This window comes from Conexibacter stalactiti, assembly GCF_033542075.1.
Taxonomy (GTDB): domain Bacteria; phylum Actinomycetota; class Thermoleophilia; order Solirubrobacterales; family Solirubrobacteraceae; genus Conexibacter; species Conexibacter stalactiti.
The window spans coordinates 1-13,035 of sequence record NZ_JAWSTH010000146.1; the positions used below are offsets into that span (position 1 = coordinate 1).

The 13,035-nt window shown below is 73.9% G+C and carries 12 protein-coding genes; 9 read left to right on the forward strand and 3 right to left on the reverse strand.

Annotated features, from left to right (window positions below; genetic code table 11):
• Both R7226_RS29295 and R7226_RS29300 read right to left on the reverse strand, forming a co-directional pair.
• Positions 1–913 (reverse strand): AAA family ATPase (locus R7226_RS29295; protein WP_318601018.1); only part of this gene is annotated, 913 nt, incomplete at its 3' end.
• Between the two features lie 22 nt (positions 914–935).
• Positions 936–1,826 (reverse strand): EamA family transporter, encoded by an 891-nt coding sequence (locus R7226_RS29300; protein WP_318601019.1) that lies wholly within the window; start codon positions 1,824–1,826, stop codon positions 936–938.
• 84 nt (positions 1,827–1,910) lie between these two features.
• Between R7226_RS29300 and R7226_RS29305 the strand changes: the two genes are divergently transcribed.
• Positions 1,911–3,095, forward strand: a complete 1,185-nt coding sequence (locus R7226_RS29305) for a PP2C family protein-serine/threonine phosphatase (RefSeq protein WP_318601020.1) — start codon at positions 1,911–1,913, stop codon at positions 3,093–3,095.
• A 58-nt stretch (positions 3,096–3,153) separates the two neighbouring features.
• Here R7226_RS29305 and R7226_RS29310 read toward each other — a convergent pair whose 3' ends face one another.
• Entirely contained in the window at positions 3,154–3,492 is a 339-nt protein-coding gene (locus tag R7226_RS29310) for an STAS domain-containing protein (RefSeq protein ID WP_318601021.1), read from the reverse strand.
• 92 nt (positions 3,493–3,584) lie between these two features.
• Here R7226_RS29310 and R7226_RS29315 point away from each other — a divergent pair, with 92 nt between their 5' ends.
• The 8 genes from R7226_RS29315 to R7226_RS29350 form a co-directional block, all read left to right on the forward strand.
• Entirely contained in the window at positions 3,585–4,085 is a 501-nt protein-coding gene (locus R7226_RS29315; RefSeq protein WP_318601022.1) for an ATP-binding protein, read from the forward strand.
• A gap of 38 nt (positions 4,086–4,123) precedes the next feature.
• A complete protein-coding gene (locus R7226_RS29320; RefSeq protein WP_318601023.1) occupies positions 4,124–5,572 on the forward strand; it encodes a PP2C family protein-serine/threonine phosphatase in 1,449 nt (482 codons plus the stop codon).
• A 51-nt stretch (positions 5,573–5,623) separates the two neighbouring features.
• Complete coding sequence (locus R7226_RS29325) at positions 5,624–6,550, forward strand: STAS domain-containing protein (RefSeq protein WP_318601024.1); 927 nt, start codon at positions 5,624–5,626, stop codon at positions 6,548–6,550.
• A gap of 25 nt (positions 6,551–6,575) precedes the next feature.
• A complete protein-coding gene (locus R7226_RS29330; RefSeq protein WP_404827926.1) occupies positions 6,576–6,959 on the forward strand; it encodes an STAS domain-containing protein in 384 nt (127 codons plus the stop codon).
• Complete coding sequence (locus R7226_RS29335; RefSeq protein WP_318601026.1) at positions 6,940–7,353, forward strand: ATP-binding protein; 414 nt, start codon at positions 6,940–6,942, stop codon at positions 7,351–7,353. The genes R7226_RS29330 and R7226_RS29335 overlap by 20 nt, the downstream gene beginning before the upstream one ends.
• Complete coding sequence (locus R7226_RS29340) at positions 7,350–7,991, forward strand: SpoIIE family protein phosphatase (protein ID WP_318601027.1); 642 nt, start codon at positions 7,350–7,352, stop codon at positions 7,989–7,991. Before R7226_RS29335 ends, R7226_RS29340 begins: the two co-directional genes overlap by 4 nt.
• On the forward strand, positions 7,992–8,627 hold the full coding sequence (locus tag R7226_RS29345) for a DsbA family oxidoreductase (protein WP_318601028.1): 636 nt from the start codon (positions 7,992–7,994) through the stop codon (positions 8,625–8,627).
• A gap of 196 nt (positions 8,628–8,823) precedes the next feature.
• Positions 8,824–13,035: family 78 glycoside hydrolase catalytic domain (locus tag R7226_RS29350; protein ID WP_318601029.1), on the forward strand; the 4,212-nt coding region annotated here is incomplete at its 3' end.

The following is a 13,035-nucleotide window of genomic DNA, read 5'->3' on the forward strand; positions in this document are numbered from 1 at the left end:
GCGCGGCGAGGCCGTCGCGCGTCGCCCGCTCGCCGAGCACCGCCGCGGCGCGCGCGCCCGCGCCCGCGTCGGGGCCGAGCGCCGCCAGCCGTCGCTCGACCGCGGCGACGAGGTCGGCGGAGCCGATCGCGTCGAGCTGCGGCGACTCCTCGCCTCTGCCGCTCAGCCCCTGCTCGGCGGCGGCGCGCGCCAGCTCGCGCAGCAGCAGCGGGTTGCCGCCGGTCGCGCCGACCGCGGCCTGCACGAACGGCGCCTCCGGCGCGCCGCCGAGCGTCTCCGCCAGCAGCCGCTCGGCACCATCGGCGGTCAGCGGCGCCGGGCGCAGCACGCGCGTCGCCGGCCCGCCCGCCAGCGCCGCCAGCAGCTCGGCGTCGGCGCCCGGCTCACCGACGCGCGTCGCGCCGACGAGCAGCACCGGCAGCCCCTGCAGGCGGCGGCCGAGGAACTCGAGCAGCCGCAGCGACGAGACGTCGGCCCAGTGCAGGTCGTCGACGAGCAGCGCCAGCGGCCCCTCCTCGGCGAGGTTCGCGACGAGCCAGTAGAGGCCGTGCAGGACCGCGTGGGTCGGCGCCGGCTGCGCGGGTCCGGCACCGAGCGGGCTGAGGACCGGCTCCGCCTGCGCGGCCGCGCCCGACAACAGCCGCGCGCGGCGCTCGCCGTCGCCGCCGGCCAGCAGCGGGTCGAGCAGCTGGTGCACGAGCCCGAAGGGAAAGTCGCGGTCGAGCGCGGAAGCGACCCCGGCGACGACCGTCAGCCCCGCGCTCTCGGCCGCTTCGCGGGCGCCGCGCAGCAGCGCGGTCTTGCCGATCCCCGCGACCCCTTCCAGCAGCACGACGCCGCCTTCTCCGCGGGCGGCGGCCTGCGCGGCGGCGGCGAGCGCCGCCAGCTCCTGGTCGCGTTCGACGAGCGTCATGCGCGCGACAGGCTACGTGACGTCACTCCGCGTGGCTGCCGAGCGCCGTCGCGGCGACGACGAGCGCGATCCCGACCGTCTCGGCGACGCCCGGAACCTGCCCGAGCACGACCAGCCCGGCGACCGTCGCGGTCGCGGGCAGCAGCGCCAGCAGCAGCGCGAAGCGGGCGCGTGGCAGCCGCGCCATCGCGACCTGGTCGAGCGCGTACGGGATCACGCTCGACATCAGGCCGACGGCGACACAGGCGACCAGCAGCAGCGGCGAGAGGAAGGCGTCGAGCGAGCCGGGCGCGCCGAACGGCGCCAGCGCGAGCGCCCCGAGCGCCATCGCCGCCGCGAGCCCCTGGCGCCCGCCGATCGCCGCATCGGCCGCGACGCGGTGGCCGAGCACGATGTAGCCGGCCCAGCAGGCGCCGGCGGCGAGCGCGAGCGCGACCCCGAGTGGGCTGCCGGAGACGTGCACGTCGGCCAGCAGCAGCACACCGCACGCTGCGGTCGTGAGCGCCAGCGCGTCGCGACGGCCACGCGAGCCGAGCGCGGTGACGGCGATCGGGCCGGCAAACTCGAGCGCGACCGCGGTGCCGAGCGGGAGATGGTCGATCGCCAGGTAGAAGCAGGCGTTCATGCCGGCCAGCGCGAGCCCGAAGCCGACGACGAGGCGGATCCGCGCCGGCGTCCAGCGCGCCTCCGCGCCGCCGCCGTCCAGCCGCCACGGCCGCGCCCACAGCACCATCACGACCGCCGCCGCGAGCACGCGCAGCCACGCGACGCCGATCACCGGGACGCGCGCGAACAGCAGCACGGCGAGGCCGGCGCCGACGTACTGCGTGAGCGCGCCGATCACGAACAGCAGCTGCGGCGGGAGCCGCCACGCGAGCGTGACGGGCCGGCCCGAGGAGGCGGCGGCATCCATCGGACCCAGTATGCGCCAGCTTCGGAGAGCGCGACTGCCGGCGCGTCGGCGGGGGTAGCTCAAAACCACCCTGAGGAGGTCGAGATGGGTCAGCCGGTCACCACCGCGCACGCCTTCGAGGAGGCTCTGCGGATCCTCGGCGAGGATCGCGAGCTGTTGGCCGACGTGCTCGTGCACGCGCCGGTCGGGATCGTCCTCCTCTGGGGCGACGACTACCGCTACCGCTTCGCCAACGAGCGCGCTCGCGAGCTGCTGCCGGGCGGCGACGCGCTCGTCGGGCTGACCTTCGCGGAGGCGTTCCCGGAGGTGCTCGACGCCGCCGACGAGCTGTTCCGGCGCGTCATGCGAACCGGCGAGACGGTCGCGCTCGATCGGCTGCCGGTGCCGTCGCACGCGCCGACGGCCTGCGAGGGCAACAGCTGGTACGAGGCGACGTTCTCGCCGGTGCGCGACCCCGACGGCCGCGTCCGCGGCGTGCTGGGCGTCTTCGTCGACGTGACCGGGCACGAGATCGAGCGGCGCGGTCTCACGCGCGCGCTCGCGCAGGAGCACGACCTCACCGTCGCGCTGCAGCGCGGGCTACTGGCCGACGCGGCGCCGTGCGTGCCCGGCGCCGAGGTCGCCGTCCGCTACGTCCCCGCGACCGCCGGGATGACGGTCGGCGGCGACTTCTACGACGTCTTCCGCTGCGACGAGCAGCGCTGGCTGCTGACGATCGGCGACGTCTGCGGCAAGGGCGCCGACGCCGCCGCGCTGACGGCGCTGGTGCGCCACACGATCCGCGCGGTCGCGCCGTACGAGCCCGGCCCGGCGTCGATCCTGAGAGCGGCCAACAGAGCGATCTGCCGCGAGGACTCCGAGGGGCGCTTCTGCACTGTCGCGCTGGCCGCGCTCGACCTCGCCGCCGACCCGGCGCGGGTGACGGTCGCGCTCGGCGGCCACATGCCGCCGCTGGTGCGGCGCGCCGATGGCCGCTGCGATCTGGTCGGCGAGCCCGGCACGCTGCTCGGCGTCTTCCCCGACCCGCACCTGCACGAGCGCGTGACGACGCTCGCCCCCGGCGACCTGCTGCTGCTCTACACCGACGGGTTGACGGAGGCGCGCGCGCCGCGCCTGCTGTCACCCGAGCAGCTCGCCGGTGCGCTGGCGGCGACCGGCTCGGCCGCTCCCGGCCCGACCGTCGACACGCTCGTGCACGGGCTTGCGGCCGGCCCCGGCGGCTTCCGCGACGACCTCGCGCTGGTCGCCTTCCGGCTGACCGGGCGCTGAGCGCCGCGTCCAAGGCGCGCGGCGCGCGCCGTGGACGCGGCGCGCACGCGGCGCGCGTCTACACCGCGTCGGCGTCGATGAACGGCAGCTTCTCGTCGAGCCGCGTCAACCGCAGCAGGCGCCCGACTTCGGGGCCTCCGCGCACGAGCTGCAGCACATAGCCGCCTCTGCTCGCGCGGTCGGTCTCGGCGACCAGCAGGCGCAGCCCCGAGGAGTCCATGAAGCTGAGCGAGCGGAGGTCGATCACCAGCCGCTCGTAGTCGTCGTGTGACCGCAGCGCGGCGATCAGCTGCGGCGCGGTGGCGAGGTCGAGCTCGCCCGCCGGAGCGGCCACGAGCGTCGCCTCGCGGCGTTCGACCGAGACGTCGAACGCTGGTGTCGGTTCCAGACTGGTCATCTGTCGGACACATACCCCCTGCCCGCGCGGACGATGCCTAATGACCTTGCGAGGTTGCCGCCACGCCACTTGCGGGTAGCGACGGATCAGCAATGCATGCCGAATCGCCCCTCTTCGACAGCCGCGTTCGCTCGATGACGCGCGGTGGCCGCCCTTCCACGTCCGGATCGCTGGCCAGCTCCCGCCAACCCGACGGCGCCCTTCCGGGCGGCATCGCGGTCACGCTCGCGGCCGGCCCCGACGCGCCGCAGCACGCCCGCCACGCCGCCGCGGAGGCGCTCGCGCACTGGCCGCAGGATCGTCGTGACGCGGCGCTGCTGATCATCTCCGAGCTGGTCACCAACGCCGTCCGCCACGGCGCCCGCCGGGAGGACGACGGCATCGCGCTCGTCGTGCGCCGGCGCGGGCAGGGGACGCGGATCGAGGTGACCGACCCGCGCGCGCTCGGCGGCGCGGTCGCCGAGAGCACGGTCGACCGCGATGACAAGCGCTCCGGCTGGGGCCTGTCGATCGTCGCCGAGCTGACCGATCGCTGGGGCGTCGAGCGCGGGACCGGACGCACCTGCGTCTGGTGCGAGATCGACCACGCCTGATTCGCTCCGCCGCCGTCCCCGCAATATCCTTCCGCCCTGTGAGCGTCACACGCGATGACGGAGCGCGCACCGACGGGAGCTTCGGCGACCGCTACCGGCGTGCCTTCCTGCGCTATCTGGTCTCCGGCGACGAAGCCGACGTGACGCCTGCCTACGAGCTGAGCCGGGAGGCCGTCGGCGGCCACCTCAGCCTGCTGGAGCTGGCCGAGGCCCATCGCCGCGCCGTCGCCGAGGGCGTCCTTCCCGAGCGCGACGCGCAGCAGCGCGCGCTGCTGGCCGAGCGCGCCGCCGACTTCCTGCGCGAGAGCCTCGCGACCTTCGAGATCGCCCACCGCGGCTACCTGGAGGTGCAGGAGGTGGCACGGCTGGAGCACGAGCACGCCCGCCAGCTGCAGTCGGTCGCGGAGGTCTCGGTCGCGCTCAACGCGGCGCTGCCGGTCGCCGACGTGATCGACCTCGTGACGGCAGAGGCGCGTCACGTGCTCGGCGGCCGCTCGGCGCGCGCCCACCTGGAGCTGCCCGGCGCGCAGCCGCGGCGGACCCTGACGGCGACCTCCGGCGAGGTCCCCTCCGAGCAGGCGCAGGCCGGCCAGAGCGTCCTGCGCGCCAGCCTCACCGGCCGCCGCGGCCTCGTCGTCGGCGAGATCGAGGTCTTCGGCGCCGAGACGACCGACCCCGGCGCCGAGGCGATCCTCGTGCAGCTGGCGCAGGTCGCCTCGGCCGCGATCGGCAACGCGCAGATCTACGGCCTCGAACGCGAGATCGCCGAGACGCTGCAGCGCAGCCTGCTGCCGCAGCGGCTGCCGAAGATCGACGGCCTCGACGTCGAGGCGCGCTACTGCGCGGCCGGCGACGGGATGGTCGTCGGCGGCGACTTCTACGACGTCTTCAGAACGAACGGGACCGCGTGGGGCCTGGCGATCGGCGACGTCTGCGGCAAGGGCCCGCACGCCGCCGCGCTGACCGCGCTGGTGCGTTACACGCTGCGCGCCGCGGCGCTGTGGGAGCACCGCCCCGAGCGCGTGATGGCGATGCTCAACGAGGCGATCCTCGACCAGCGCGCCGACCACCGCTTCTGCACCGCGATCTACGGCCAGCTCGCGCTGCGGCCCGAGGGCGGCGCGCGCGTCGACTTCGTCACCGCCGGCCATCCGCTGCCGCTGGTGCGGCGCGCCGGCGGCGAGGTCGAGGCGGTCGGCACGCACTCGACGGTGCTTGGAGTCGTGCCCGACCCATCCCTGCACACCGACACCGTCGAGCTGGCGCCCGGCGATCTGCTGGTGATGTACACGGACGGCGTGACGGAAGTGCGCAAGCGCGGCCGCGAGGTCTTCGGCGTCGACCAGCTGCGGGCGCTGCTCGGCGAGATCGGCGACGTCTCGGCCGCGAAGGCCGCCGAGCGCGTCGAGGACGCCGTCCTGAACGCTTCCGGCGGACCGCCGCGCGACGACCTCGCCGTCGTCGCGGTGCGGATTCCGCCCGCATGACCAGTCAGATGTCAGACTTGCAGTCGCGTCGATCGAACTCGGGGACAGACGATGGCCGAACGTAGGAGAGCAGCGCGCAGAGCAAGACGACCTGCCGCGACCGCGGCCGGAGGCGGCGGCGAGTCGAGCGCGTCGCTGCTGCGCGAGCTGGTCGCCCACCTGCGTCGCAACCGCACGGTGCTGCGCGAGGAGTGGGCGCGCCGCATCACCGACGCGAAGCTGCTGACGGCGATGACCTCGGACGAGATCTTCGCCGAGGCGACGTCGGTCTACGACAACTACATCGAGGTGCTCGAGACCGGCTCGGTCGAGGCGCTCCAGGACTACGCGCGCAACCTCTCGGAGCGGATCATCCCCCGTGGCGTCGAGACCGACGAGGTGCTCGGCATCGTGCTGCTCCTGCGTGACGTGCTCGCGCGCTCGCTGTTCGAGAAGTACCAGTCGGACTTCGACCTGCTCAACCGGGTTCTCGACGCGTACGAGCCTGCCGCGAATCGAATCGCCAACACGGTCGGCGTCTCGTTCGTGCAGGAGCGCGAGCGCATCATCCGCCAGCAGCAGGAGGCGATCCGCGAGCTGTCGACGCCGGTCCTCCAGGTGCGCGAGCGGCTGTTGATCCTCCCGATCATCGGCGTGCTCGACTCGCAGCGCGCGCGGCAGGTGACCGAGCAGCTGCTGCGCGGGATCCGCACCAACCGCGCGAAGGTCGTCGTGATCGACATCACCGGCGTGCCGACGATCGACCAGACGGTCGCGAACAACCTCGTGCAGACCGTCGAGGCGTCGCGGCTGATGGGCGCCAGCGTGATCATCACCGGCCTCTCGTCGGAGATCGCCCAGACGCTCGTGACGATCGGCGTCGACCTCTCGAAGGTCAACGCGGTCGGCGACCTCCAGGGCGGCATCGAGGAGGCTGAGCGGCTGCTCGGCTACGAGGTGACGGTGCGGACCGACGCGACCGCGGAGCTGATCCGCTAGCCCACGGGTGCGCGTGCCAGTCCAGATGCCGGTCCCGATCCTCAAACAGGGCAGCGTCCTGATCGCCTCGATCCAGACGGCGCTGACCGACACCGACGTCCTGCGCCTGCAGCAGAAGCTGATCGAGCAGGTCGGGCGCTACCGCTCGCGCGGGATCGTCGTCGACGTCGCCGCGATAGACGTGATGGACTCGTTCGTCGCGCGCTCGCTGAGAGCGATCGCGCAGATGACGCGGCTGCGAGGAGCTGAGATGGTGCTGGTGGGGATCCAGCCGGAGGTCGCGTTCGCGATGGTGCAGCTGGGCACGTCACTGGAAGACGTGCACACGGCCCTCGACCTCGAGGAGGGCCTCGCCCTGCTCGAGTCGCTCGGCGGGGAGGCCGGGCGCCATGGCGGCTCCGTCAGCTGAGGTGCGGGTCGAGATCGCGTCGGACGATGACGTGGTCGCCGCTCGCCAGGCGGGCCGGCGGCTCGCCGAGCAGCTCGGCCTCGCGTTGACCGATCTGACGCTGATCGCGACCGCGATCTCGGAGGTCGCGCGCAACATCACCGCGTACGCCGGGCGTGGCGAGATCGTCGTGCGGCAGATCGAGCGGCGCGGCCGCAGCGGCGTGGAGGTCATCGCCAGCGACGACGGGCCCGGGATCGAGGACATCGACCGCGCGCTGCAGGACGGCTACACGACCGGCGGCGGCCTCGGGATCGGGCTGCCGGGGGCGCGGCGGCTGATGGACGACTTCGCGATCAGCTCGCACGTCGGCCGCGGCACGACGATCACGATGACGAAGTGGGCGCCGGCATGACCGCGGGCGCGCTGCTGCACCCGGACGTCAGCTTCGGCGTCGCGCACGCCTGCGCGGACGGCGAGCAGATCAGCGGCGACGCGTGGGTCGCGGTCGCGGCCGGTGACGCCGTGCTGCTGGCGGCGATCGACGGGCTCGGCCACGGCGCCCTCGCCGGCGAGGCGGCCGAACGCGCCGCCGCCGTCCTGCGCGACTGCGTCGAGGAGCCGCTGCCGGCCGCCGTGAACGCCTGCCACAGCGCGCTCGCCGGCACGCGCGGCGCCGCGCTGACGGTCGCGCGGATCGACGTCGGGGAGCGATCGCTGACCTGGCTGGGGATCGGCAACGTCGCCGGCCTGCTGGCGCCGGCGGCCGACCGCTCGCCGGCCGCGGCGGCGCTGCTGCTCGGCGGCGTCGTCGGCGACAGCCTGCCGGAGCTGGTGCCGGTCACGCTGCCGATCGCCGAAGGCGACACCCTGCTGCTGGCGACCGACGGCGTCGAGAGCACCGTCGCCGACGAGCTGCGCGTGCGCGGCTCGCTCGGCCCGCTCGCCGACGGGCTGCTGCATCGCCATCGCCGCGGCGTCGCCGACGACGCGCTCGTGCTGGTCGCGCGCTTCTCCCCTGGTCACGCCCAACCCGGCTCTATAGTGAGTTAGATGCAACTCGAACTCTGGATCGACGTGGTCTGCCCGTGGTGCTACCTCGGCAAGCGCAGACTGGAAGCGGCGCTGGAGCGGTTCGACGCCCGCGACGAGCTGACGATCGTCACCCGTTCGTTCCAGCTCGACCCCTCCGCGCCGCCGGTGCACGAGGGCTCGCTGGCGCAGATGCTGGCGGACAAGTACGGCAGCACCGTCGAGGAGGCCGAGGCGCGCCAGGGCCAGATCGTCGAGCTGGGCCGCGAGAGCGGGATCGAGTTCCGCTTCGACAAGGCCCGCCCGGGCAACACCTTCGACGCCCACCGGCTGATCCACCTCGCGCGCGAGCAGGGCGTCGCGACCGAGGTGATCGAGCGGCTGATGCTCGGCTACTTCAGCGAGGGGCTCGCGATCGGCGACCCGGCCGAGCTTGCCAACGCCGTCGCCGAGGCCGGCATCCCGCTGCCCGAAGCGGCCGAGCTGCTCGACTCCGACCGCTTCGCCGAGGAGGTCCACGCCGAGATGGCGCAGGCCGGCCAGCTCGGCATCCGCGGCGTCCCCTTCCTCGTGCTCGACGGCCTCTCCGGCGCCCAGCCGGCCGACGCCTACCTGCAGGCGCTCGAGCACGCTTGGGGCGAGCGCCAGGCGGCGTAGCGCCGCCTCGCCGCCGGCCCGTCTCACACCCTCCCGCCGAGCAGCGGAGCGTTTTGTACCTCCCGGTACGAACCTCGCCGCTGCTCTCTCTTGACGTGGCGCATTGCCGGTCACTATGGTGAGCTTCTGAGCGAATTAGTGCGCTTCTTGGGGATAGCGCGCGTGAAAGCTCAAGAGACCCCATGCAGGAGGAGAGATGCGCGTGATGGAAGCGACCGTGCGCGGCCGCTGGAGAGAGCTGTGCGCGACCGCGCTCACGCTCACGGCGCTCAGCAGCGCCGCCGCCGTGACACCCGGCAGCGCGTTCGCCGCCACCGCTCCGCCGCAGGTGACCGGCCTCACGACCGAGCAGCTCACCGACCCGCTCGGGCTCGACGCGGCGCGGCCGCGGCTGGCATGGAAGCTCTCCAGCGACCAGCGCGGCGCCCGGCAGCGCGCCTACCGGATCCTCGTCGCCAGCTCGCCCGACAAGCTCCAGCCCGGCCAGGCCGACGTCTGGGACAGCGGCGAGGTCACCTCCGCACAGAGCTTCGACGCCGTCTACAACGGTCCCGCGCTGACCTCCTCGACGCGCTACCACTGGCGCGTCCAGTCGTTCCTGAAGGGCGATCAGACCGGGACCTGGAGTGCGCCCGCCTGGTTCGAGACCGGCCTGCTCGACGCCGCCGGCTGGGGCAGCGCGAGCTGGATCGGTCGCGCCGACCCGGTCGGCGCCGGCGTGCCGCAGGGCGCGGTCGCCGTCGACCTCGCCGGCGCCTCCTGGATCTGGCATCCCGACGCCGCCAGCGGCGTCACCGCGCCGCCGCAGCCACGCTACTTCCGCCGCGCCTTCACGATCCCCGCCGGCAGAACGGTGACGGGCGCGCAGCTCGCGGTCACCGCCGACGACAACGGCGAGGTCTGGCTCAACGGCGAGAGAGTCGGCTCGACGACGACCGGCAACAACGCCTGGATGACCGCCAAGCGCTACCGGCTCGCGCCGGTCGAGGGCGTCAACGTGCTCGCCGTCGCGACCACCAACACGCCCGAGACCAACGGCTCCAACAGCCCGGCCGGCCTGCTCGCGCGCGTCAGAGTCGCGCTCGACGACGGCACGTTCGTGACCGCCGACACGACCAGCGGCTTCAAGACCTCGACGACCGCGTCCGCCGATTGGCAGCAGACGAGCTTCGACGACAGCGGCTGGAGCGACGCCCGCCAGCTCGGCACGTACGGGATGGATCCGTGGAAGTCGCGCGTGACGGTCCCGGCGACGGCCGAGAACCCGGCCTCCGCCAAGACGCTCGACTTCACCGGCGCGAACTGGATCTGGAGCGGCGGCGACGCCGTCCCGCCGACCGCGCCGCCGCAGCCGCGCTGGTTCCGCAAGACGTTCACGATCCCCGCCGGCAGAACGATCTCCTCCGCCGCGCTGATCGCGACCGCCGACGACGGCCTCGACCTCTACCTCGACGGCGAGCGCCTGATCTCCTCGCCGCAGGTCAGAGACGCCTGGAAGACGGCCCAGCGCGCCGACGACCTGACGCTCTCCCCCGGCGACCACGTGCTCGCGGTCACCACCCGCAACAGCTCCGAGTCCGACGGCAGCAACAGCCCTGCCGGCCTGCTCGCGCGGCTGCGCGTCGACTACGGGGACGGCAGCGTCACGACCGTCGAGAGCGACGCGAGCTGGCGCGGCGCGAGCGCCGCGCAGGAGGGCTGGGAGCAGCCCGGCTTCGACGACTCCGGCTGGAGCCCGGCGACCGCGCTCGGCACCTACGGCGCCAACCCGTGGAAGACGAACGTGACGATCCCGCCGGCGCCATGGGCCGAGCCGCTGCTGCGGCGCGACTTCACCGTCGCCAGAGCGATCAGAAGCGCCCGCCTCTACGTCGCGGCCGGCGGCTACGCGGACCTCTCGATCAACGGCGAGCGCGTCAACGACCACGTGCTCGACCCCGCGCTGACCGCCTACGACCAGCGGCTCTCCTACGTCACCAGCGACGTCACCCGCCTGCTGAGAGAGGGCGCCAACGCGATCGGCGCCCAGCTCGGGCGCGGCTTCTTCGGCATGCAGCAGGCGAACGTGTGGAACTGGCACCAGGCGCCGTGGAACGGCCCCGCGCGCGTGCGCGCGCTGCTGCGGATCGACTACGCCGACGGCGGCAGCGAGACCGTCCCGACCGACGACAGCTGGAGACTGGCCGCCGGCCCCACGCTCGCCGACTCGCTGTTCGCCGGCGAGACCTACGACGCCCGCCGCGAGCGCGACGGCTTCGACGCGCCCGGCTTCGACGACTCCGGCTGGGAAGCGCCCTCGCTGCTGAGAGCGCCCGGCGGCCAGCTCGTCGCGCAGGCGCACGAGCCGATCCGCGTGGTGGAGACGCTGAAGCCCGTCGCGATCACCAACCCCGCGCCCGGCGTCCACGTGCTCGACTTCGGCCGCAACGTGACCGGCTGGGCGCGCATCAACGTCAGCGGCCCGGCGGCGACGAAGGTCAACCTGCTCTACAGCGAGCGGCTCAGAAGCGGCCGCGCCTGGATCGAGTCGACCTACATCACCGGCGAGCTGCAGACCGACCACTACACGCTCGCGGGCGATCCTGACGGCGAGACGTGGGAGCCGCGCTTCTCCTACAAGGGCTTCCAGTACGTCGAGGTGACCGGCTGGCCGGGCGAGCTGACCGCTGAGGACGTGCAGGCGCGCGTGCTGCACAGCGACCTGCCGGTGATCGGCGGCTTCGACGCCTCCAACCCCTTGCTCGACCGCATCCACGAGCTGACCGTCAACACGGTCTTCAACAACCTGCACGGGATCCCGACCGACACGCCCGTCTACGAGAAGAACGGCTGGACCGGCGACGCGCAGGTGCTCGCCGAGCTGACGATGTTCAACCTCGGCTCGCAGTCGCTGCACGCGAAGTGGCTCGACGACGTCTCCGACTCGCGCTCGGCAAGCGGCGAGCCGGCCGTGATCGCGCCGACGCCCGGCTGGGGCAGAGACAAGCCCTCCCCGCCGTGGAACGCCGCCTACGTGATGATCCCGTGGTGGCTGTACCAGTACGCCGGTGACGAGCGCGTCGTGCGCGAGCACTACGACGGGATCAAGAAGTACGTCGACTGGGAGCTGGGCAAGCAGAGCGGCTACCTCTCGAGCACCAACTACGGCGACTGGGTCGCGCCCGACTCCGGCGGCGGCAAGCCGCCCGAGGATCCGCGCGTCGCCGGCACCGCCTACGTCCACCTGATGACGAGAACGCTGTCGCAGATGGCCGACCTGCTCGGCCGCGACGACGACGCCGCGCGTTACCGCGAGGCCGCCGCGAAGATGAGAACGGCCTTCAACGCGACCTTCTACGACGCGCAGCGCGGCTGGTACCGCGGCGATTCGCGCGACCTCGGCGTGTACCGCCAGGCGCACAACGTCTTCGCGCTCGCGTTCGGGCTCGTGCCGCAGTCGGCGCAGGGCCGCGTCGCCGCCTCGATCGCCGCCGACGTGCGCGCCCGCGGCGTCCACCTCAACACCGGCGCGATGGCGACCAAGCACCTCCTCCCCGTGCTGACCGCGCACGGCTACGGCGAGCTGGCCTACCAGCTCGCGACGCAGCGGACGGCGCCGAGCTGGGGCTTCTGGGTCGACAACGGCGCGACCTCGCTGTGGGAGATGTGGACCAACCCGCGCTCGGTCGGCCACGCCTTCCTCGGCACCGTCGACGACTGGTTCTGGAAGGACGTCGCCGGTCTGCGCAGCACGGGCGACGGCTATGCGACGTTCGACGTGCGGCCGCACCTCGTCGGCGACCTGACCGAGGCGTCGGCCTTCACGCGCACACCGCGCGGCAGAGCGGCCGTCGCCTGGAGCAGAGGCGCCTCCGGCGCGGTGACGCTGAGAGTGACCGTGCCGGTCGGCGCGACCGCGCGCGTGCACGTGCCGGCGCAGCGACTCGCCGACGTGACCGAGGGCGGTGAGCCGATCACCCGCGCCGCCGGCGTGCAGGTCGCCGACGACGCCGCCGCACGCGCCGCGGACGGCGCTGTGGTGCTGCTCGCCGGCGCGGGCGACTACACGTTCGTCGTCGGCGCGCCGGTCGCGGCCGGCGAGACGACCGTCAGCGGCCCGGCGACGCCCGGCGGCGAGCTGGTCTGCACCGCGCCGGCGTTCGACGGCGCCGGCACGGCGACGACCGCCTACGCCTGGACCCGCGACGGCGCGCCGATCGACGGCGCCGCCGGCGCCCGCTACGTCGTGCGCGAGGAGGACGTCGCGCGGCGGATCGCCTGCGTCGTGACCGCGACCAACGAGGCCGGCAGCGGCAGCGCTGCCTCGGCGGCGGTCGTGCCGGTGCGCGACGGCGCCGGCACGCCGGGTCCCGCCGGGCCTGCCGGGCCCATCGGTCCGAGCGGCCCCGGCGGCGCAGCCGGCGGGCCC